This window comes from Saccharopolyspora gloriosae, from assembly GCF_014203325.1.
In the GTDB taxonomy this organism is placed as follows: domain Bacteria; phylum Actinomycetota; class Actinomycetes; order Mycobacteriales; family Pseudonocardiaceae; genus Saccharopolyspora_C; species Saccharopolyspora_C gloriosae.
Genome location: NZ_JACHIV010000001.1, coordinates 2,352,297 through 2,372,349 on the forward strand (window position 1 = coordinate 2,352,297; position 20,053 = coordinate 2,372,349).

A 20,053-nucleotide genomic window follows, 5' to 3' on the forward strand; every position below is an offset into this window, starting at 1 on the left:
AAGCCGCTGAGCAGCGACCACGCACGCAGCCGGACCACCCGCGGGTTCTCAGCGGTTTCCTCGCGAGGACAGCTTTTTTCCTCGTGGCGGAGCCACTTGGAAAAAAGATCCCGCAGCGAGGAAACCGCTGAGGTTCCGCCACCCGACCCGCTACGCAGGCCAAGTCGAAGACAGGCAGTCACATCCGAGAACAGGGTTTCCGTCATGGCGTATGCGATCACTCAGACCTGCTGCAATGACGCGTCGTGCGTGTCGGTGTGCCCGGTCAACTGCATCCACCCGACCCCGGAGGAGCCGGGCTTCGGGAGCACCGACATGCTCTACGTCGATCCGCAGACGTGCATCGACTGCGGGGCGTGCGCCGACGCCTGCCCGGTCGACGCGATCTTCCCGGTGGATCGGCTGCGCGGTGCGGACACCATCTACGCCCGGCTCAACCGCGAGTACTACGAGACGACGCCGACCTCCCACGAGTGGGGCGCGCCGCGGTTCCCCCGATCGCTGCCCGCTTCGGTGGGCACGCTGCGGGTCGCCATCGTCGGCACCGGACCGGCCGCCGCCTACACGGCGCAGGCGCTGCTGCGGGACACCGGCGCCGAGCTCACGATGATCGACCGGTTGCCGATCGCGGGCGGGCTGCTGCGCTCCGGAGTGGCGCCGGACCACCAGTCGACGAAGAAGATCGGCGACGGATTCTCCTGGCTCTACCGGCATCCTCGGCTGAACCTGCACATGAACGTCGAAGTCGGCCGGGACATCACGCACGAGGAACTGGCGGCGCACCACCACGCGGTCATCTACGCCGTGGGCGCCGCCGCCGACCGCGAGCTCGACGTCGACGGTGCCGACCTGCCCGGCAGCATGTCGGCGACCTCGTTCGTGGCCTGGTACAACGCGCACCCGGACGCCGCCGACGTGGAAGTGGACCTCTCCGCGGAACGCGCCGTCGTCGTCGGCAACGGCAACGTGGCGCTGGACGTGGCGCGCATCCTGCTCAGCGACCCCGAACGGCTCGCGAGCACCGACATCGCCGACCACGCGCTGCGGCGGTTGCGCGGGAGCGAGGTGCGGGAGGTCGTGCTGCTCGCCCGTCGCGGACCGGAGCACGCCGCGTTCACCACCCCGGAATTCCTCGCCATGCGGGAGATCCCGGGCGTCGAGCTGGTCGTGCGGGACGGGCCGGAGGCGCGCGCGGCCTTCGCCGACGCGGAACCCGGTGGCAAGGCGGCGCTGCTCGCGGAGCTGCCGATCGAGGACGCCGACCGGCAGGCGCCGCCCGGCGACGGCAAGCGGCTCGTGTTCGCGTTCGGGACGGAACCGGTCGCGGTGCTCGGCGACGACCGGGTGGACTCGGTGCGGGTGCACGACGCCGGCGGCGAAGGCGCGATCAGCACCGGGCTGCTGATCAGGGCCATCGGCTACCGCTCGTCGCCCATCGCCGGATTGCCCTTCGACACCACGACGTCGACGGTGCCGAACGAGTCCGGCCGGGTGCTCGCCGGAGCGGGCGAACCGATGCCGGGGACCTACGTCGTCGGCTGGGCCAAGCGCGGCCCGTCCGGCGGGATCGGGACCAACCGCGGCTGCGCGGGCGAGACCGTCGGGACCCTGATGGACGACGCGGCGGCGGGACGCCTGGCGCCACCGGAGAAGACCGGGTTCGACCGGCTGGTGCGCACGCGCGCGCCGGGCTCCGTCGGCAGCCGCGGCATGCTCGCCATCGACAAGGCCGAACGCGACCGCGGCGCGCGGGAAGGCAGGCCCCGCGTCAAGTTCGCCACCACGCCGGAACTGCTCGGCGCGGCGAACCGGCGGTTCGGCAGGTAGTCAGCCGATCTCGCGCAGCAGCGGCGCGATCTGCTCCGCCACCACGGGATCGTGGCTCGCGGTGGTGCTGATCATGGTGATGAGCTGATCGGTGAGCCAGTCCTCGAACACCTCGCGCGGCGGGTTGTGCGTCTGCAACCAGGTGACGCACGTCGTCTCCACCAGCGCCACCCAGCCTCGCAGCGTCAGCAGCAGCAGCGGGGCGGGATCGTCGATGCCGACGCGCTGGCGCACGATCTCCACCACGTGGTTGCGCACCTTGTCGATGAGCGTCTCGGTCTCGCTGGTCGCGATGGTGGAGCCGCTGCGCAGCAGCGCGGTGTAGCTGCTGGCGAAGACCTCCACGGACGAGACGAACTCGGCGAGCCCGAGGCGCAGCTGCGTGATGAGGTCGCCTTCCTGCGGCAGCGCGATCCGCTCGATCAGCCCGTCGACGACCGTGGTCAGCGCCGCGACGTGCACTTCGCGCAGGTTCGAGAAGTAGCGGTAGAACAACGCCCGCGACACCCCGGCCTCGGCGACGATGTCGTCGATCGTCACGTCGTCCATCGCGCGTTCGCCGTAGAGCTGCAAGGCCGCGCCGAGCAGGTGCTCCCGGCGCTCGGCGGGACTCATCCGGCGTCGCGGACGTTCGGTGCCCGAGGCGGCCTCGGATCGGGGCGGTGCGGACGTGTCTCTGGTGCGCGGCATCGTCCCTACATCATCACATGTTTGCCCACGTCAGTCCCACCCGTGCTGGTCACAGGGCACCGCTGCGCACCGCGTTCCGTCCACTGTGCGCAGCCGGAGCGAAGTGGACGGTGCGCCGACGTGCGATCCGATGCGCCGGTGGCGGCGCGACGAATGCACCATGACTCCCCGGAACGGGCCGTGCGCATGTCATGCGGAAATCGGCGGAACCATGAGTGCGATGCGCGGAAAATGTGCACCGCCGATTTTCCCCATGTCTGCTGACAATTCCACGATGGTGATCTCGTTTCACCGATGAACGCCGGTTCGAGTGAAGATTGTTGCTTCGTCGATCGGGACTTGGTCTGATTTTTTGTATTCGCCGCGTCCGGAATCGACGACGCGGCCCGGGTGAGATCAGGGGAGTTTTCATGGGGAAATCCAGCACGTCCGGTATCGGAGCGAAGAAGGCCGCCGGCATCGCCGCGGCCGTGCTCTGCTGCATCGGCGCGACGATCACGACGACCTCCGCCGCGGCGGCCGACGACACCGCGGCGCGGGCGACCTCCGTTCGGTGTGACGCCGGCGGGAGAGTGGAGTTCAGCCCCGGCCTGCTCCCGATGCCGCAGGACGTGACGGCGTCGGTGACCAGCACTCGGCACTCCTGCACGGACTTCAGCGGCAACGGGATCGCCCGCGCCTCGTTCGAAGGCGTCTTCGGGGCGAGGCTGTCCTGCGGGCTCGGTGCGGGCACCGGAACGCCGGGAAGCGCGCGAATCGGCTGGGAATACGAGAACGGCACGACCGCGGAGAGCGCGGCCGAGGTGACCTTGACCGGGCAGACGCTCAACCAGGGCAATTTCACCGGAACCGTCGAGGACGGTCCGTTGGCGGGGCAGAGCGTAGAAGGGAACTTCGCCGTCGATCTCGCCTCGGGCGGTATCGGTTGCGCTCAAGGGGCGCCCACCGGCGGATTGACGACCGCCAAGTTCACCGGTGGGTTCACCATCGTCGAATGATCCGAAACGGATGCGCGTTGCCGATGTGCGGTGCCCTCGGTACGAGGCACCGCACATCGGCGTGCACGTCCCGGAGTCCGCGAACAGGCCGTCCCGCTCAGCGGGAGTGCGGATCCGGCGGGGTGCGCGGGCCGGTGTGCAGCAGCGGGTCGCGGTGGGCGTTCAGGCGGGACGTCGCCAGGTCCTTCAGCCGACGCAACTTCGCCAGCGGGGAGTTCGTGGAGTGGCGCATCTCGTCCTCCTCGTCAGTCGTCGGGTGATCCGCATCCGCCGGTTTTCCACACCTGGCTCCGGAAAAACCTCTTTCCGCGGAACGTCACCGGAGATCCGCGATCACCCCAGGGCGCGCACGGCGACGCGGGTGGCTTCCGCGATCAGGGCGTTGTCGTAGTCGGCGTCCGGAGCGGGCCGGTCGGACAGCACCGCGAGCATGATCGGGGCGCGGTGCGGCGGCCGGATGATCGCGATGTCGTTGCGCGTTCCGTAGTCCGCGGCACCCGACTTGTCGCCGACCACCCAGCCCTCGGGAACACCGGCCGGGATGAGCTCCTGGGTGATCGGGCTCCCGGTCATCGTGTCGTTGAGCAGCGCGCGTTGCGGCTCGGGCAGCACGTCACCCGCGGTGAACGCGCGCAGGGTGTTCGCGAGGGCGCGGGGTGTGCTGGTGTCGCGCGGATCGCCGGGGGAGGTCCGGTTCAGGTCGGTCTCCGTCCGGTCGGAGCGGGTCGTCGCGTCGCCGAGCGCGCGCAGCGCGGCGGTGAGCTCGCCGGGGCCGCCGAGCTCGCGGAACAGCAGGTTCGCGGCGGTGTTGTCGCTGTAGCGGATGGCGGCGTCGATCACCTCGCGCAACGTCATCCCGTCGGCCACGTGCTGCTCGGTCACGGGCGAGTTGTCCACGAGGTCGTCGGCGGAGTACGTGATGCGGCGTTCGAGCGCGTCGATCGTGTTGCGCCGCAGCACGACGCCGGCCGAGAACGCCTTGTGCGTGGAGGCGAAGGCGAAGCGGTCATCGGCCCGGAACGCGACCTCCCGGCCGGTCCCGGTGTCCAGCGCGTACACCCCGAGGCGCGCGTCGAAACGGCGCTCCAGGTCGTCGAACTCCGCGTAGTGGACGGTGGCCGCGGTCGCCGGGGGAGCGGGCGTGGTCGGTGCCGCGTCGACACCCGAGCAGCCCGCGAGGGCGAGCAGGGTCGTGGCGGCGACGGTGGCTTGGCGCAGGCGCTGCGTGAGCACGGTGTTCCTCTCATCGGTGGTGGTCGCGATCAGTCTTGCGAGCACCGGTGATGCTGTCCAAGACGAAAACGATCGGTTCCATGCCGAAAGCGCATACACTGAGGTGGTGGATCTCGTGGGCGGCTGCCGGGCGTTCGTCAGCGTGAGCGAAGTCGGCAGCTTCACCGGCGGTTCGGCGGCGGCGGGCATCCCGCAGCCGGTCGCCAGCCGGCGCATCGCCGCGCTGGAACGCCACCTAGGGGAGCGGCTGTTCGACCGCTCGGCCCGGCGGGCGCGGCTGACCCCGTTCGGCCGGGACATGCTGCCCCGGGCACGCCGCCTGGTGCGGCTCGCGGACGCGCTGGAGCAGGACGCGAAGCGCGCGCGGTTGCGGCCGCTGCGGCTGGCGGTGCCCGCGACCTGCCCCACCCGGGCGCTCGCGGAGCTCGACGCCGAGGCGCGCTCGCACGAGCTGTTCCTCGAGTTCCGCCCGGCCGCCCCCGCGGAACGGCTCGACTTCGCCCACACCCACGACGTGCGCGCCGCGCTCACCGCCGTGCCCGCCGACGAGGCCGTGTGGACCGTGCCGCTGGGCGTCGCCTCGGCCGTGGACCTCGATCGGGCGGCGGTGCACCTGGATTCGCTGCGCGCCGGTCGCACCGGCCGGGCGCCGCGCCGCCGGGTGTGGATCCAGCCGGAGGACGACGTGCCGCACGTGCGGGACCGGCTGCTGCGGGTGCGCGACGCGGTGGGGCTGCGGCCCACGCAGGTCGTCGTGGCAGAGTCGTTGAGCGCGGGCGTCGCCGACGTCCTGGGCTCGGCGGACCTGCTGCTGTGCTCGCGGGCGCAGGCGGACGAGTTCGCGTTGCACTGGCGTCCGATCGCCGAGCTGCCGCTGGCGCGCGGCTACGACGTCACCGCGGAGGCCGGTCCCGACGCCGACCGGTTGCGCACCGCGTTGTGGCGGGGCATCGCCCGCTGCCTCGGCGCGGACGCCTGACCGCCCGTCCCTGCCGAGGACTCCTTTCGAGATGATCTTTTGATCGGTCTCTTGTCAGTGGCCGGAGCCGCTGAGCGGTGACCGGCTTGAGCAAGGTGACCATCGGCGGGTTCTCAGCGGCTTCCTCGCGATGACAGCGATTTCGTGGTGTATGGACATACATGAGAAAGCGATCCTGCGGCGGCGGAGCCGCTGAGGTTCCGCTACCCGACCAGCCACGCAGGTCATTCTGAACCGCCCCCGAACCGGAGAACCAGTTGAACGCCGAAGCACTGATCAGCGATCTCGTCGCCGAACTCGACGACGGGGGCCTGCGCGGCTCGTTCCTGGTGCGCGACCTGCGTTCCGGGCGGGAGATCGGCATCGAACCGGACGTCGCCCACCCCGTCGCCTCGCTGATCAAGATCCCGCTGGCCGCCGCCACCGCGGAGCGCATCCGCCGCGGCGAGCTCGACGGCGCCACCGAACTGCTGGTGCTGCCCGGCCAGGTCACCACCCCCGGGCCGACCGGGCTGAGCCGGTTCCGGCATCCGGCGCGGGTGGCGGTCGACGACCTGATGTACCTGGCGATGGCGCTGTCCGACAACGTCGCGGCCGACTCGCTGTTCGCGATCACCCCGCCCGCGGAGGTCACCCGGATGCTGCGGGACTGGGGGCTGCGCGGCATCACCGCGCGGCACCGCGTCGGTGACCTCAGCGAGACGCCCGCGGAGCGCTTCGACGACGCGGACGTGCACCTGGCGCACTCGCTGGCGATCGGCGCCGCCACCGCCGGGCGCGGGCACCCGATCGCGCAGCTCGACGTGACCCGCGCGAATTCAGGTTCGGCGCGCGATTTCGTGAACCTGCTGCAGGCGCTGTGGACGCCGTCGTCGATCGACGGCGGTGTCGCCGAGCGGGTGCGGGAGCTCATGGGCGCCAACCTGATCCGGCACCGGCTCGCGCCGGACTTCAGCTCCGACGCCACGTCGTGGTCGTCGAAGACGGGGACGGTGCTGAACCTGCGCCACGAGGTCGGCGTCGTCGAGCACGCGGGCGGCGGGGTGTTCGCCGTCGCGGCGCTCACCGAGTCGCGAGTGCCCGCCGCGACGCAGCCGGAAGCCGAAGCGCTCATGGCGCGCGTCGCCCGCGTGCTGCACGACCGGTTGCGCACCGGCTGACGCGGCGGTCGCGCGCGGCGGACTCCGATCAAGTCAATTCGGGTATCGAACGGTACCGATTCGGGTTTGGACGCGCGGTGATCACCGCTCCTACGGTGAGGCGCGTCCGGTGCCGGGCCGCGACCGAAGGAGTGACCGATGTCGTTCACGCCCGATCAGCACGATTCCGCGCTGAACGCCGCCATCGGCAAGATCTTCCGGCGGATCGTCCCGCTGTTCGTGATCATGCTGATCTGCAACCAGCTCAACCGCTCCAACATCGGCTACGCGGAGAGCCACCTGGAAGCCGACGTCGGCATCGGTGCCGCCGCCTACGGATTCGGCGCCGGGTTGTTCTTCATCGCCTACGCGCTGTTCGAGCTGCCCAGCAACGTGCTGATGGAGCGCTTCGGCGCGAAGATCTGGCTCACCCGGATCATGGTCAGCTGGGGGCTGGTGTCGGCGGCGATGGCGCTGGTCTCCAGCCCGGAGATGTTCTACGTGCTGCGTTTCCTGCTCGGCGCGGCCGAAGCCGGCTTCTTCCCCGCGGTGCTGTTCTACTTCACCCGCTGGTTGCCGGATTCGCACCGGGGCCGGGCGACCGCGCTGTTCGTCGCGGGTTCGTCGATCGCCGCCGCCATCTCGGGTCCGCTGTCGGGCCCGCTGCTGTCGATGGACGGGCTGCTGGGCGCGCACGGCTGGCAGTGGATGTTCGGGCTGGAAGGCGCGCTGTCGGTCGTCGTCGGCATCATCGCGTTCTTCTTCCTCGACGCCCAGGTCCGCGACGCGCGCTGGCTCACCGACGGCGAGAAGGACGCGCTGACGAACCGGATCGCCGCCGAGGACGCGGTGAAGTCCTCCGGTGATCGCGGCGGTTCGCGCTGGCGGCTGCTGGCGCAGCCGAAGCTGCTGCTGTTCTGCTGGATCTACTTCGCCATCCAGTTGTCCATCTACGCCAACACGTTCTGGTTGCCCTCGATCGTGCGGCGCATCGACGGGACCGACGACGTCACGGTCGGACTGCTGTCCTCCTTGCCGTGGATCTGCGCGATCATCGCGATGTACCTGGCGGGCCGCGCCGGGGACCGGATGGGCGATCGGCGCCCGCTGCTGATCATCGCGCTGCTCACCGCGGCGGTCGGGACCTGGCTGGCGGCGGTCGTGTCGCCGTGGCCCGCGCTGGTGTTCCTGTGCCTGGCCGCGATGGGCTTCAAGAGCGCCAGCCCGCTGTTCTGGTCCATCCCGCAGCAGACCTTGAGCCCGCGCATCGTCGCCCCCGCCATCGCCGTGATCAACTCGCTGGGCAACCTGGGCGGTTTCGTCGCCCCGTTCGGCTTCGGCGTCCTCAAGGAGCAGACCGGCACCGTCACCTACGGCCTCTACGCCCTGGCCTTCGCCTCGTTGCTGGCGGCGGCATCGGTACTGGTCATGCGGAGCGGAAAGGCAAGGCCCGCAGCGGAGACGAACGAGCCCGCGGCGCGGTGAGGAAGCCACTTGCCGAGCGACCACCCGGGCGAACCGAGCAGCGCAGCGATCACCCCGGCAGCGCGCCGATCTCCGGGCTGTCGGGGCCGAAGGTGCGGCGCAGGTCCCGCTGCGCGAAGCGGTCGCCGGCGCGTTCCAGGTAGCGGCGTCCGCGGCGGCTGCGGGCGATCAGCCCGGACCGCACGAGGTTCGTCGCGACGATCGGCGGGATCGCCCAGATCGGCGTCACCGGCAGCTCCAGGTCGCGCAGGTCCCGCTTGCCGAGGAAGTACCGCAGCATGCTCAGCAGCCGCAGCCGCGCGTACGGTCCGGCGATCGCGCCGAACCGGCCGTGGTCCAGGTTGCGCTTGCCTTCGACCAGCGCTCCGGACAACGCCGCGCCCGCCGGCGTGACGTCGTCCTGCACGCGCAGGATGTGGTAGTTGAAGCGGTTTTGCTCGCGTTCGGTGTCGAACAGGCAGTCCTCGTCGACGCCCATCAACCAACCCACGTACTTCCACGCGTGCATCACCGCGCGCGACTCCGCGGGCGTCACGATCCAGCCGAGCGCGCGCACCCCGAGCAGCAGGGTGCTGTTGAACAGGCCGAGCGTGGAGGCCTGATCGGCCTGGTTGATCGGCAGTCCCCACCGCTGCGCGTCCCACCGGCCGTTCGTCTCGAAGCGGTGGTTGATCAGCGCGTGCATCGCCCGCACGTGCACGGTGAGCTTGAAGCCCTCGCCGTCGCGGCGCATCCCGCCCGGCCGGCTGATGGCCAGCGCCCACTTCTTCGTCTCACCGAGCCTGCGCATCGCGGTGGAGCCGGTCAGCCCACCGGTGGCCACCAGCAGATCCGCGGGCCCGCCGAACCGATAACCGCCGATCAGCGACAGCTGCAGCAGCACGTCGTCCACGCTGCGGCCCATCCGGCGGATCGTGCGCGCTCCGCGCTCCACCTCGTCGAAGTCGACCCAGTCCGGAACCTCGTCCACCACCGCGAAGAACTCGCGCAGCGGCTCCGGCGCGTCCGGCACCGAGTCGATGCCGTGCTCCAGCGCCTCCCCGAACCGGGCCATCGTCACGCGCTCCGCGTCCGGCCGATCCCGGCCCATCGCGCGCACCAGCCGCGCGCCGACCTCGTCGCGGGTGGACATCTTGCGCCCGATCCGGTCCACCAGTTCCTCGTCGAGCTCCTTCACCCCGGCCGCCAGGCGCAGGACGCGCCCGATGCGCTCGGAGCGCTCCGGCGCCCCGCGGAACCGGGTGGGGTACGCGGTCTCGGAAGGGCGTTGCGCCACGGAGGTCATGTGAACGATGCTGACACGAAGATTCATTCGCGTTCAATTCGCTTTTGCGGGATCGGGGAGGGCTTTTCGGTGTCCGGGTGGCGGAATCCCAGCTGCTCGCTCGCTGCGGGATCTTCTCGCGAGCGGCTCTCCTACGGGGGAAGAAGCCGTCCTCCCGAGGAAATGGCGGAGACACCGCCGGTGGCCGGTTCGCTGCGGCGGTCGGTCGCCGCCGAGAGGACGGGGCTCAACGCGCGGTGGCTATTCGTCGAGGAGTGGTCGTGACGTCGCGTGCTCGGCGGCCGGTGCGCCGCGAACCCCGGCAGGAGCGGTCCCGCGCGATGGTCGAGCGAATCCTCGACGCGGGTCACGCGGTCCTGCTGGAGCACGGCTACGACCGGGCGAGCACCAGCCGCATCGCCGCCGCCGCGGAGATCAGCCCCGGCTCGCTGTACCAGTACTTCCCGGACAAGCACGTGCTGCTGGCCCAGGTCATCGACCGCTCCACCGATCGGATGCACGCTCGCATTTCGAGCGCGTTCGTCGGCAACCTCGCGGGCGGATCGCTGACGGGCGCGGTGCGCGGCAACGTGCTCGCGCTGCTCGACGCGTTCGAGGAGAACGCGGGCCTGGTGCGGGTGCTCCACGAGCAGCTGCCGCCCGCCGCCGACACCCGGCGGGGCGACTTCAAGCAGCGCATCGACGAGCTGGTGACGACCACGCTGCTGCTGCACGACGGCGGGCGCGGCGGCCGGGTGGACGCGGTCGCGTGGGTGCTGGTGCGCACCGTGGAGTACCTGACGATCAGCTACGTCCTGGACCGCCCGCGCATCGACCGCGACACCGTCGTCGACGAGATCACCGGCCTGCTCACCGGCTACCTCGCCGACCGGATCGGCGCCCGGCGGCCCGGAACCGGGTGAGCGGGCGACGTCAAGCCGCACGGCTCCCGGATGTCCCCGCACCGCACGGGATCCGCCGCGCCCGAACTCACTCGACGGCGCGCGGGTCGACCGACAGCAACGGCCGGAACGAGGCGATGTTCGCGTCCTCGCCCACCGCGCGCCCCTCCGCTTCCACCCACGCGTGCGCGCCGAACGGCGCCGTGCGCGCCCCCACCCGCCAGCTCGGCCACTGGCCGCGCATCCGGCTCAGCAGCGCGGTCGCGATCGAGCGCGGCAGGCATCCCTTGCCCGCGCAGGTCACGCTGATCGCCACGACCGCCCGCCTGGCCGCCAGCACCTGATCGTGCTCGGCGGGCCGCGCCCGGCCCCGCACCGCCACGAGCACCGCCCTGATCCGCCGCGGTGGCAGCCGCGACAACCCCAGCGCGAGCACGACGGCGAGGCGGGCGGCGAGCCGGATCCGCAGCGGGGCGCGGTCGTCGTGGCGGAACAACGTCTCGGGTGTGCTCATGAGCGCACCGCCAGCTTCGCTGCCGTCAGCTGCTCCGCCAGCTCGTGCACGTCCGCCAGCACCTGCGCGGGGTCCACCTCGCCGGGCGGGCACTCGGCGACGAGCGCGGTCGCGACGTCCTGCTCGCAGGCTCCGTCGAGCAGCATCCGCACCGTGGTCGCGGCCGTGCGGTTGAGCTGCCAGTACTCCCCGGAGCGCTGGTCGAGAAGCACGCCGCCGTCGTCGGTGCCGACCAGGGAGACGTCCCGGTGCAGGCGCACGGTCATGAGGTCACCTCGGTGCGTTCGGCGAGCACCCGGGGCGCGGTCCGCTCGTCGAGATCGCGCAGCCAGCGCTCGCAGCTGAACGTCATGGACATCGCGTACGGGGTGAACAGGCGCAGCTGGAAACCGGTGCACACGGCGCGCAACCTGCTCTCGTCGATCAGGCCCAGCCCCGCGAGGCGCGAGTCCTCGCACAGCTCGGTCAGCGCGGCCACGTTCCGGCGGATCCCGGCGTGCTCCAGGTTGGAACCCTCCGCCTTGGTGACCCGCCGCAACGAGCGGTCCGGCACGATCCCGCGCATCGCCTCGGTCAGCAGCGGCTTGTAGCGCCACGGGGAACGACGCTCGTAGGGGCGGGCGGCGACGCACGCGGCGATGACCGCGTCGTCCAGGTACGGCGAGCTGAGCCGGATCCCTTCGGCGGCGTACACCGGCACGGTGCCGCGCACCAGGTTCGCGCACAGCCGGATGCCCCACATCGTGTGGTGCTCGGTCCAGCCGACGTCGTGGCGGCCCGCGGCGTCGGCCTCCTCGACGAGCAGTTCCCGCACCGCCTCCACCGCGTCCCGGGTCGCCCACGGCGGTAGTTGCAGCAGCGCCGAAGCCCCTTCGTCGTCCAGCGGGGAGGCGATCACGCGGCGCGCGCGGTCGGCCAGCCAAGCCGGGTAGGTGCGGCGCTGCTCCCACGCCATGCGGGCGATGTCGGCCCACGTCCAGTGCTCCAGCGCGCGGTATCCGCGCAACTGGGAGAACGCGGTCCACGGCCGGGTGTGCATGAAGTCGAACACGCCGGACGACCCGCCGGGCAGCACTTCGTCCCCGCCGTCCCCGGTGAGGTGCAGCTCCGTCCCGGTATCGCCGAGGTGCGCCGCGAGCGCCCGGTACATCGTGCGGTCCTCGATGCCGGGGAACGGTTCCTCCCCGGCGGGCCCGGCGCGCAGCAGGTCGTCGTAGGGCGTGGGCAGGTCGGCGAACGCGAATTGCAGGCGGCGCACACCGGGAAGGGCTTCGGCGGCGAGGTCCGCCCAGTGCGGGTCGTCGTCGCCGACGTCGGTGGCCAACGTGGTGAGCGTCGTCAGCGGTCGTCCGCCCTGGGCGGCGAGGAAGCACAACGTCGTCGAGTCGAGGCCGCCGGAGAGGTCGCTGCTCACGGTCAGCCCGGAGTCCACCCGCGCCCGCACCGCGTGGTCGAGCGCCACGCGCAGCCGTGCCGCCGCGTCCCGCAGCGGAACGTCGTCGGGAGGCGGGCTCCACCGCCGGTGCACCTGCGCCCGCCCCTGCTCGTCCAGCACGAGGCAGCCGTCCTCGTCGACCGCGTGCAACCCCTGCCACAGCGGGGTGTTCACCGTGTGCAGCGCGACTTCGGAGAGCAGCAGCCGCAGCAGCAGCCGCCGCGGGTCCACGTCCGCTCCGGTGATCGCGCCGAGCACGTCGGCGCGGGTGGCGGCCACGGTGATGCCGCCGACCCGGGCGTGCACCAGCCTGCGCAGCCCGGACAGGGTTCCTTGAGCGCGCACCACGCCGCGCACCGACGCCAGCAGGTGGTAGCAGCCCGCCTGCTCGAACGCCGTCCCGTCGAGGTCCGCGACCGAACGGGTGCGGTCGGCGATCCGGCTCAGCACTTCGGGGTCCGCGGCGCACGAGCCGAGCGCGGCGACCTTCGTATGGCCTGCCACGCCGACCCGCAGGTCCGCCGCACCCCAGTCGCCGACCAGCCAGGGACGTCCGGACGGGTGGTCGACGCGGTGCGCGCCGCCCAGCTCGTCCGCGATCGGGGCGGACGACGGGTGGTCCGGCAGGACGACGAGCCACTCGCCCGCGCGGTTGAAACGGTTCATGGAAGAGGCCTCCAGCCGGGAACGGGCGAGCGATTGGCGCGAGCCACGGTGGCCCGTGGCTCGCGCTCCTGTCCGCGGTGCTCGGTGGCTCAGAGCAGGATGTGCCGGGGGCGACGGCGCCCGGCCTTGTCCTTCTTCGCCGGCCGGCTGTGCTGGGTCAGCTTCTGGAAGCCGCCGACCTTGAGGATGCTGGGCTTGGAATACATGGCCACTCCTTGGAATCGGTGGTGCCCTGTTCTCATTTCCCTAGACGCTGATCAGCGTAATGATGATGCTATCCGGGGTGTGGCCGGCAATCCATGTCGAGCCGGGATTCCGGCTGCCTTTCCGCGGTCGGAAAGTGTCGTTCGCGATGGCGCGAAAGGCGCACTTCGATGGCACGTACGTGCAGGTGGTGGCCGTTTCCATGGCGGATTCGTGACGTGTCGTCAGGTATGTTCGACAGGATTCTGGAAGTAATCGCGTCGATTCCGGTGATTCATCGTGATCGTGGGTCGTTACCCTTTTTCGGGCGTGCGAGAAGGGCTTCGCCGGAATGGTTCGGCGAAGCCCTTCTCGGGTGCGGACGCGCTCAGTTCGCGGTGGTTCCGGTGACCCGGCCGGCGTCCAGCGTCACCACCGCGTCCGCGGCGCGCACCGTGGACGGGCGGTGCGCGATCACCAGCAATGTGCACTCGTCGGAGACCTTCGCGATGGTCTCGGTCAGCGCCGCCTCGTTCGCGCTGTCGAGCTGCGAGGTCGGCTCGTCCAGCAGCAGCAACCGGGGCCGCGGCAGCAGCGCGCGGGCCAGCGCGATCCGTTGCCGCTCGCCACCGGAGAGCAGATCGCCGTGCTCACCGACGGGCGTGTCCAGCCCGTGCGGCAGTCGCCGCACCAAGGTCTCCAGCGCCGCCAGCCGCAGCACGCGCTGGACCTCCTCGGCGGGAGCGTCCGGGCGGGCGTAGGCGATGTTCTCGCCCAAGGTGCCGTGCATGATCGGGCAGTGCTGCTCCACGAGGCTCAGCTGCGCCCGGCACTCGCGGCGGCTCATGCCCTCGCGCACGTCGACGCCGTCGAGCAGGATCCGCCCGCTGTCCTGGTCGTAGAACCGGGCCAGCAGCGCGAAGATCGTCGACTTGCCGGCGCCGGACGCCCCGACGAGCGCGACGTGGGTGTTGCGCGGCACGGCGAACGAGACGCCGCGCAGCACCGGTTCGTCCGGGTCGTAGCCGAACCAGACGTCGCGCAGCTCCACCGCGGGCACCTCCGGCGCGACCGGTTCGCGCGGTGTGGTGGTGACCGGGGCGCGATCCTCCTCCACCGGCATCCGCGTCACGTCGTCGACGCGCTGCAACGCGGCCAGGCCGCGCTGCAAGGTGGCCATCACGTCGAAGATGTTGGCCATCGGCGTGGCGATGTAGGTGACGTAGAGCAGGAACCCCACCAGGTCGGCGAGCGTCGAGGCGCCGCTGACGACCCGGATGCCGCCGACGACGAGCACCGCGATCAGCGAGGCGTGCATGGCCAGCGTCATCGCCGGGTTCACCACGGAATCCCGTTTGGCGGCACCCAGGTTCTGCTCGTACACCTGCCGGGCGCGCCGCCCGATGCGCTCCTGCTCGCGGTCCTCCGCGCGCAGCACCCGCACCGTGCGGATCGCCGAGAGCGCCCGCTCCAGTTCCGCGGTCATCCCGCCGAGGCTGTCCTGCGCGTCCTCCACGTTCCGGCGAATCCCCGCCAGCAGCAGCATGGTCAGCGCCCCGATCGCCCCGATGATCACCAGCACGATGAGGAACATCGCGGCGTCCAGCCAGATCATCATGGCGGTCCCGCCGAGCACGACGAACACGCCGACGACGACCTCGGAGAGGTCGTAGGCCAAGGTGTCCCGCAGCAGCGTCGTATCGCTGGTGGTGCGCGCGAGCAGGTCGCCGAGCCGCCGCTGCTCGTAGCGGCGCATCGGCAGCCGCAGCAGCGTGCCGATCACCCGCAGCCGCAGGCCCAGCACGATGCCCTCGCCGGAGCGTTCCAGCGCGTAGTGCCCGAGCGCGGAGACCACGGCCTCGCTGAGGAACACCGCGGCCAGCAACCAGATCAGCGGCAGGTACGGCTGCTGCCGGGAGAACGCGTCGATGGCGCGACCGGCAAGCAGCGGCTGCACCAGCCCCAAACCGGCGCCCAGCAGCGAGAGCACCAGCGCGATCATGATCGCGCGCTGGTGCCCGCGGGCGACCCTGATCAGGTCGCGGACGCCGACCCGCCTGGCCGGTTCGTCCGGGACCTGCTCGTCGACGAGTTCGGGGGAGTCCTCCTCGTCGTCGTCGCCATGCCTGGTCGGCCGGAAGACTTGTAGCACGTGACTCCTTCGGGGCGTTGATCGAGGAACTTCCGGGGAATCCGGGCGGATCCGCCGGCGCGAGTCAGTGGCAGCGGGCGCGTGGCGGCGGTCGTCCGGCCGCCTCCGAGCCCGCCGCGGTCGCGCTTTCGTCCCCTGAGATGAGTCCCCACCGCGTGGCGGTGGCGATGGCCTCGCTGCGGTTGCGGGAGCCCAGCCGGTGGTAGATCTCCCGGACCAGCCGGTACATCTGCCGTTCCGAGTACCCGGCGGACTTGGCGATGTCGGCGACGGGACTGCCCATCGCCAGCCGGGTCAGCAATTCGCGATCCACGCCGGTGAGGTTCAGCGCGGTCGGCGGGCGGGTGGTTCCGGCCGACAGCGACCGGGCGACGTCGAGCGGCAGCAGGACCGACCCGCGCAGCGCCAGCCGCAGCACGGTGATGATCTCGTCGAGCGCCGCGTCCTGGGCCACCAGGCCGTCGGCTCCGAGGCGCAGCGCCGCGCGGTAGTCCTCGGGGTCCGGCTCGTCGAGCAGTGCGATCAGCACTCGGGCCCGCCGGGTCGCGCGCAGCGTGGCCAGCATCGTGGCGTCGGACCGCGACACCTCGACGAGGCACGCGTCCCACTCGCCGGTGTCCGGCGCGTCCGCCGGAGCGGACTCCTGCACCGCGAATTCTGATTTCTCCAAGCCCAGCGCGAGCCCGTAGCGGTAAGCGGGAATGCCGTGCGCGATGAGGATGGCCGCATTCCGTGTGGACCCGTCACCGGAAATGCTTCCCCCCACTGTTCCTCCTCCGGATCGTCTTGCTCATCGAACGCGCATGGTGCACGTGTTCGGTGCAACGGCGGATGTCCGGCTGCCCGGCGGGTGCGGCGCGCGAATCGACGTCGATTCGCGCGCCGCGATGGCCCGTCCCGCGTCAGCGGTCTGATTTCCCGACGTCAACAGGTGCGGAGCCCGGTCGACGCGGGCCGTACGGCATCGGTCGGATCACGCCACATCTGATGTGATCCGATGCCGCCGACCGAATCGGGTCGATCACCTTCCCAGTTCTTCCAAGTTACTGGAAGTGGGCGGTAATCGCATACGTCCCTTCGGGTGTCACGCTCGTGCGCAGGAGTGTTCTTCGCGCGCTCTACCGGTTTCCCATTGCCGGTTCTGTTGTTCCGCATGCCGGTCGGAAATTCCTGTTTCGGATACCGTGCGGATTGTTCTGATCGGCCGGGATCGTCTCAGCGGATTCCTCGCCGGTGCCGCCCGATCAGCTCGGCCCGTCCGCTTCGCGCAGTGCACCGCCGGACAGGTGCAGTCTTCGGGTCACGCCGATCTCGGTGAGGAACCGGTCGTCGTGGCTGACCACGACGAGGGCGCCTTCGTAGGCGTGCAGCGCGCTCTCCAGCTGACCGACGCTCACCAGGTCGAGGTTGTTCGTCGGCTCGTCGAGCAGCAGCAGCTGCGGCGCGGGTTCCGCGCACAGCACGCAGGCCAGCGTCGCGCGCAGCCGCTCCCCGCCGGAGAGGACTTCGACGGGCAGGTGCATCCGGTCGCCCTTGAACAGGAACCGGGCCAGCACGTGCATGAACCGCGACTGCGGCAGTTCCGGCGCGAACGCCCGCAGGTTCTCGGCGACGGTGCGGCCGGTGTCGAGCAGGTCCAGCCGCTGCGAGAGGTAGGCGATGCGCCCCTCGGTCCGGGTGATCTCGCCGTGCTCCGGGGCGAGCTCACCGGTGATCAGGCGCAGCAGCGTCGACTTCCCGGACCCGTTGGCCCCGGTGAGCGCGACGCGCTCCGGACCACGGATCGCCAGGTCCACCCCCGGCTCGGCGAACACGGGCGGACCCGCGTAGCCGACGCGCAGCCCTTCGCCGAGGAACACCGTGCGCCCGGCGGGCACGCGGGTTCCGGGCAGTGCCAAGGAGATCTTCTCGTCGTCGCGCAGCGCCCGACCGGCCTCGTCGAGCTTGGCCTTGGCCTCCTCGACCCGCTGCGCGTGCGTCCCGTCCGCCCGGCCCGCGGATTCCTGCGCGCGGCGCTTGCGGGCTCCGGCGAGGATCTTCGGCAGCCCGGCGGACTTGACGTTGCGGGCGGCGTTGCTCGCGCGGCGGTCCGCGCGTTCCCGAGCCTGCTGGCGTTCCCGCTTCTCCCGCTTGACCTCGTGCTCGGCGTTGCGGACGTTGCGCTCGGCGACCTCCTGCTCGGCGCGCAGCGCGGCCTCGTAGTCGGTGAAGTTGCCGCCGTACCAGCGCATCTCACCCCGGTCGAGCTCGGCGATGCGGTCCATCCGGTCGAGCAGTTCGCGGTCGTGACCCACCAGCAGCAGGCACCCGCTCCAGTCCTCCAGCACGGAGTGCAGGCGTCGGCGCGCGTCGCGGTCGAGGTTGTTGGTGGGCTCGTCCAGCAGCAGCACGTCGGGCCGCTTGAGCAGTTGCGCGGCGAGTCCGAGGGACACGACCTGGCCGCCGCTGAACGTGCCCAGCGGCCGGTCCAGCGCCACGTCGCCCAGCCCGAGCCGATCCAGCTCGGCCCGAGCCCGTTCTTCGATGTCCCAGTCGTTGCCGACGACGGCGAAGTGGTGCTCGTCGACGTCCCCGGCTTCGATGGCGCGCAACGCGGCGAGCACCGGGGCGATCTCCAGCACTTCGGCCACGGTGAGCTCCCCGGCCAGCGGCAGGTTCTGCGGCAGGTAGCCGACGACGCCGTGGACGGTGACGGAGCCGGACCGCGGCCGGTGCCGCCCGGCGATGAGCTTGAGCAGCGTGCTCTTGCCCGCGCCGTTGGGCGCGACGAGCCCGGTGCGACCCGTGCCCGCGGTGAACGACAGCTCGTCGAACACGGGCGTGTCATCGGGCCAGGAGAAGGTGAGATCGGAACACACGATCAGTGCGTCGGGCATGGAGGATGCCTTCCAACGCCGGGCGGGCGCGCCACCGCGGCCCGCTGAGCGGACGGGGAAACAGGTACGACGACAAGACCTCCCGGACCACCCGGAGACGGGTGCGGAGGTGCTCGGGCTCCGGAATCACCCGGAGATGTCGTCGTCGCTCACCACGTCGGAACTCCCTGCTCAGCGGCACCGCAGAACCTCGTCCTGCGCTCGTACGGCACCGTAACAGCCGACCTCACCCCGGCGACAACGGTTTTTCCCGCCGAGCGGGTGCGGCGTCAGTACAGCCGGCGGTACCCGGCCTGCAGCTCGCGTTCGAGCACCGCGGGGTCGATGTCCAGGCCCGCCTGCGAGGCGGCGATCTCGCCCGGCGACGGGATTTCCTGGGCGAGGGCCTGGCTGTCCGGATCCCACAGCCGGGACCGCAGCAGCGCCCGCCCGCAGTGGAAGAAGACCTGCTCCACTTCGACGATCAGCGCGAACTGCGCGTCCCTGCCGTCGACCCGCATCCGGGCGAGCACGTCGGGTTCGTCGGTGGCGTAGGCGCTTCCGTTGACGCGCAGCACTTCCGCGACGCCGGGCACGAGGAACAGCAGCCCGATCCCGTCGTTCTCGGCGAGGTTGTGGAACGAGTCGGCCATCTTGTTGCCCGGACGGTCCGGGATCGCCAGCGTGCGCTCGTCGAGCACCTTCACGAACCCGGGCTGATCACCGCGCGGCGAGCAGTCGGCCCGGCCCGCCGCGTCGGAGGTGGCCATCGACAGGTACGGGGAGTGCGCGATGAAGCGGTGCACGTGCTCGTCGACGCGGTCCCCGGACTTGAGCGCCTTGAGCATGTCGTCGGGGTGGCCGAGCCGTGCGCGCAGCTCGTCCATCGACACCCGGCGGGGGCGGGTTCGGGCGTGAGTCATGGTCGGTTCCTCCCACGGCGGGAAATGTCGGGTCAGCCCACCGGTGATGGCCACATCACCGCAGGCTGTGGCACAATTATGAGCAATTGTTCGCTTCGTGCGCTACTCGCTTTCCGGCGCACTCCAGGAGGTGCCGTGAACTCGGGTGAGCGTCGGCTGCGACCACGCAAGCAACCGCGCCAGGTCCGGGCCGAACTGACCCGGCAGCGCATCCTCACGGCGGCTGCTCGCGTTTTCACCGAGCACGGCTACGCCGCGGGCACCACCAACCGCATCGCGGAGCGGGCGCGGATCTCCATCGGCTCGCTGTACCAGTACTTCCCGAACAAGGACGCGATCCTCGTCGAGCTGCTGACCCGCCACCTCGACGACGGCCTGCGCAACACCCGCGAGCGGTTGCCCGAGCCGCTGCCGGACTCCGTCGAGGACACGATCCGGCTGTTCGTCCGCGCCGCCATCGACAACCACCTCGACGATCCGAAGCTGCTGCGCATCATGATCGAGGAGGCGCCGCGCTCGCAGGCGCTGCTGGACAAGATCGCGCGCGTCGAGCGCTTCCACATCACCTACGCCCGCGACCTGATCGAGCAGCACCCCGCGGTCCGAGTGGCCGATCCGCACACCGCGGCCCGCCTGGTCGTCTCCACCGTCGAGCTCGTCGTGCACCGGCTCATCGCCGCCGCCGACCCGATCGACATCCCGAGCTTCGAGAACGAACTGGTCGCCATGCTGACCCGGTACCTCACGGCGGGCTGAGCTCCGCGCCCCGGAATTCCGCTCGACCGCAGCCTGTTCGAGTCGAGCTGCT

At 71.0% G+C, this 20,053-nt stretch carries 18 protein-coding genes; 7 read left to right on the plus strand and 11 right to left on the minus strand.

Features of this window, described 5'->3' with window-relative positions; translation table 11 throughout:
- Positions 1 to 204 precede the first annotated feature (204 nt).
- Positions 205 to 1,827, plus strand: a complete 1,623-nt coding sequence (locus BJ969_RS10615) for an FAD-dependent oxidoreductase (protein WP_184478778.1) — start codon at positions 205 to 207, stop codon at positions 1,825 to 1,827.
- On the opposite strand, the gene BJ969_RS10620 is transcribed toward BJ969_RS10615, so the two are convergent.
- The gene (locus tag BJ969_RS10620) at positions 1,828 to 2,517 is read right to left on the minus strand and encodes a TetR/AcrR family transcriptional regulator (RefSeq protein WP_246456738.1); all 690 of its coding nucleotides are present in this window, start codon (positions 2,515 to 2,517) and stop codon (positions 1,828 to 1,830) included.
- A 410-nt stretch (positions 2,518 to 2,927) separates the two neighbouring features.
- Between BJ969_RS10620 and BJ969_RS10625 the strand changes: the two genes are divergently transcribed.
- Entirely contained in the window at positions 2,928 to 3,515 is a 588-nt protein-coding gene (locus tag BJ969_RS10625; protein WP_184478779.1) for a hypothetical protein, read from the plus strand.
- A 97-nt stretch (positions 3,516 to 3,612) separates the two neighbouring features.
- On the opposite strand, the gene BJ969_RS30535 is transcribed toward BJ969_RS10625, so the two are convergent.
- On the minus strand, positions 3,613 to 3,747 hold the full coding sequence (locus tag BJ969_RS30535; RefSeq protein WP_281398310.1) for a hypothetical protein: 135 nt from the start codon (positions 3,745 to 3,747) through the stop codon (positions 3,613 to 3,615).
- Positions 3,748 to 3,848: 101 nt separating this feature from the next.
- Complete coding sequence (gene bla, locus BJ969_RS10630; protein ID WP_184478780.1) at positions 3,849 to 4,748, minus strand: class A beta-lactamase; 900 nt, start codon at positions 4,746 to 4,748, stop codon at positions 3,849 to 3,851.
- Between the two features lie 106 nt (positions 4,749 to 4,854).
- Between bla and BJ969_RS10635 the strand changes: the two genes are divergently transcribed.
- The 3 genes from BJ969_RS10635 (at position 4,855) to BJ969_RS10645 (ending at position 8,351) form a co-directional block, all read left to right on the plus strand.
- Positions 4,855 to 5,727 carry a LysR family transcriptional regulator gene (locus BJ969_RS10635; RefSeq protein WP_184478781.1) on the plus strand — a complete coding sequence of 291 codons (873 nt, stop codon included), beginning with the start codon at positions 4,855 to 4,857 and terminating at the stop codon, positions 5,725 to 5,727.
- A 257-nt stretch (positions 5,728 to 5,984) separates the two neighbouring features.
- Complete coding sequence (locus BJ969_RS10640) at positions 5,985 to 6,887, plus strand: serine hydrolase (protein WP_184478782.1); 903 nt, start codon at positions 5,985 to 5,987, stop codon at positions 6,885 to 6,887.
- A 138-nt stretch (positions 6,888 to 7,025) separates the two neighbouring features.
- The gene (locus BJ969_RS10645) at positions 7,026 to 8,351 is read left to right on the plus strand and encodes an MFS transporter (RefSeq protein WP_184478783.1); all 1,326 of its coding nucleotides are present in this window, start codon (positions 7,026 to 7,028) and stop codon (positions 8,349 to 8,351) included.
- A 49-nt stretch (positions 8,352 to 8,400) separates the two neighbouring features.
- On the opposite strand, the gene BJ969_RS10650 is transcribed toward BJ969_RS10645, so the two are convergent.
- On the minus strand, positions 8,401 to 9,636 hold the full coding sequence (locus BJ969_RS10650) for an oxygenase MpaB family protein (RefSeq protein WP_184478784.1): 1,236 nt from the start codon (positions 9,634 to 9,636) through the stop codon (positions 8,401 to 8,403).
- A 260-nt stretch (positions 9,637 to 9,896) separates the two neighbouring features.
- On the opposite strand from BJ969_RS10650, the gene BJ969_RS10655 reads away from it, so the two are divergent.
- On the plus strand, positions 9,897 to 10,538 hold the full coding sequence (locus tag BJ969_RS10655; protein ID WP_221315773.1) for a TetR family transcriptional regulator: 642 nt from the start codon (positions 9,897 to 9,899) through the stop codon (positions 10,536 to 10,538).
- 67 nt (positions 10,539 to 10,605) lie between these two features.
- Here the strand turns inward: BJ969_RS10655 and BJ969_RS10660 are convergent, their stop codons facing one another.
- The 7 genes from BJ969_RS10660 to BJ969_RS10690 all read right to left on the minus strand — a co-directional run bounded on the left by BJ969_RS10660 (position 10,606) and on the right by BJ969_RS10690 (position 19,245).
- Positions 10,606 to 11,031, minus strand: coding sequence for a lasso peptide biosynthesis B2 protein (locus BJ969_RS10660; protein WP_184478785.1), 426 nt, complete (start codon positions 11,029 to 11,031; stop codon positions 10,606 to 10,608).
- Positions 11,028 to 11,297 (minus strand): lasso peptide biosynthesis PqqD family chaperone, encoded by a 270-nt coding sequence (locus BJ969_RS10665; protein WP_184478786.1) that lies wholly within the window; start codon positions 11,295 to 11,297, stop codon positions 11,028 to 11,030. Before BJ969_RS10665 ends, BJ969_RS10660 begins: the two co-directional genes overlap by 4 nt.
- Positions 11,294 to 13,132 carry an asparagine synthase gene (locus tag BJ969_RS10670; RefSeq protein WP_184478787.1) on the minus strand — a complete coding sequence of 613 codons (1,839 nt, stop codon included), beginning with the start codon at positions 13,130 to 13,132 and terminating at the stop codon, positions 11,294 to 11,296. Before BJ969_RS10670 ends, BJ969_RS10665 begins: the two co-directional genes overlap by 4 nt.
- 571 nt (positions 13,133 to 13,703) lie before the next feature.
- A complete protein-coding gene (locus BJ969_RS10675; protein ID WP_184478788.1) occupies positions 13,704 to 15,467 on the minus strand; it encodes an ABC transporter transmembrane domain-containing protein in 1,764 nt (587 codons plus the stop codon).
- A 64-nt stretch (positions 15,468 to 15,531) separates the two neighbouring features.
- Positions 15,532 to 16,233 (minus strand): response regulator transcription factor, encoded by a 702-nt coding sequence (locus tag BJ969_RS10680; RefSeq protein WP_184478789.1) that lies wholly within the window; start codon positions 16,231 to 16,233, stop codon positions 15,532 to 15,534.
- 478 nt (positions 16,234 to 16,711) lie between these two features.
- Positions 16,712 to 18,343 carry a ribosomal protection-like ABC-F family protein gene (gene abc-f / locus BJ969_RS10685; protein ID WP_184478790.1) on the minus strand — a complete coding sequence of 544 codons (1,632 nt, stop codon included), beginning with the start codon at positions 18,341 to 18,343 and terminating at the stop codon, positions 16,712 to 16,714.
- A gap of 269 nt (positions 18,344 to 18,612) precedes the next feature.
- Positions 18,613 to 19,245: an MSMEG_1061 family FMN-dependent PPOX-type flavoprotein gene (locus BJ969_RS10690; RefSeq protein ID WP_184478791.1), complete on the minus strand. Its 633-nt coding sequence runs from the start codon at positions 19,243 to 19,245 to the stop codon at positions 18,613 to 18,615.
- A 135-nt stretch (positions 19,246 to 19,380) separates the two neighbouring features.
- Here BJ969_RS10690 and BJ969_RS10695 point away from each other — a divergent pair, with 135 nt between their 5' ends.
- Positions 19,381 to 20,001 (plus strand): TetR/AcrR family transcriptional regulator, encoded by a 621-nt coding sequence (locus BJ969_RS10695; protein ID WP_343071330.1) that lies wholly within the window; start codon positions 19,381 to 19,383, stop codon positions 19,999 to 20,001.
- Positions 20,002 to 20,053 lie beyond the last annotated feature (52 nt).

Bases quoted from the DNA above. Each gene is read 5' to 3' on its own strand.
- BJ969_RS10665 (WP_184478786.1), bottom strand. From the start codon at position 11,297: ATGACCGTGCGCCTGCACCGGGACGTCTCCCTGGTCGGCACCGACGAC.
- BJ969_RS10650 (WP_184478784.1), bottom strand. From the start codon at position 9,636: ATGACCTCCGTGGCGCAACGCCCTTCCGAGACCGCGTACCCCACCCGG.
- BJ969_RS10620 (WP_246456738.1), bottom strand. From the start codon at position 2,517: ATGCCGCGCACCAGAGACACGTCCGCACCGCCCCGATCCGAGGCCGCC.
- abc-f (WP_184478790.1), bottom strand. From the start codon at position 18,343: ATGCCCGACGCACTGATCGTGTGTTCCGATCTCACCTTCTCCTGGCCC.
- BJ969_RS10690 (WP_184478791.1), bottom strand. From the start codon at position 19,245: ATGACTCACGCCCGAACCCGCCCCCGCCGGGTGTCGATGGACGAGCTG.
- BJ969_RS10625 (WP_184478779.1), top strand. From the start codon at position 2,928: ATGGGGAAATCCAGCACGTCCGGTATCGGAGCGAAGAAGGCCGCCGGC.
- BJ969_RS10660 (WP_184478785.1), bottom strand. From the start codon at position 11,031: ATGAGCACACCCGAGACGTTGTTCCGCCACGACGACCGCGCCCCGCTG.
- BJ969_RS30535 (WP_281398310.1), bottom strand. From the start codon at position 3,747: ATGCGCCACTCCACGAACTCCCCGCTGGCGAAGTTGCGTCGGCTGAAG.
- BJ969_RS10645 (WP_184478783.1), top strand. From the start codon at position 7,026: ATGTCGTTCACGCCCGATCAGCACGATTCCGCGCTGAACGCCGCCATC.
- BJ969_RS10670 (WP_184478787.1), bottom strand. From the start codon at position 13,132: ATGAACCGTTTCAACCGCGCGGGCGAGTGGCTCGTCGTCCTGCCGGAC.
- BJ969_RS10615 (WP_184478778.1), top strand. From the start codon at position 205: ATGGCGTATGCGATCACTCAGACCTGCTGCAATGACGCGTCGTGCGTG.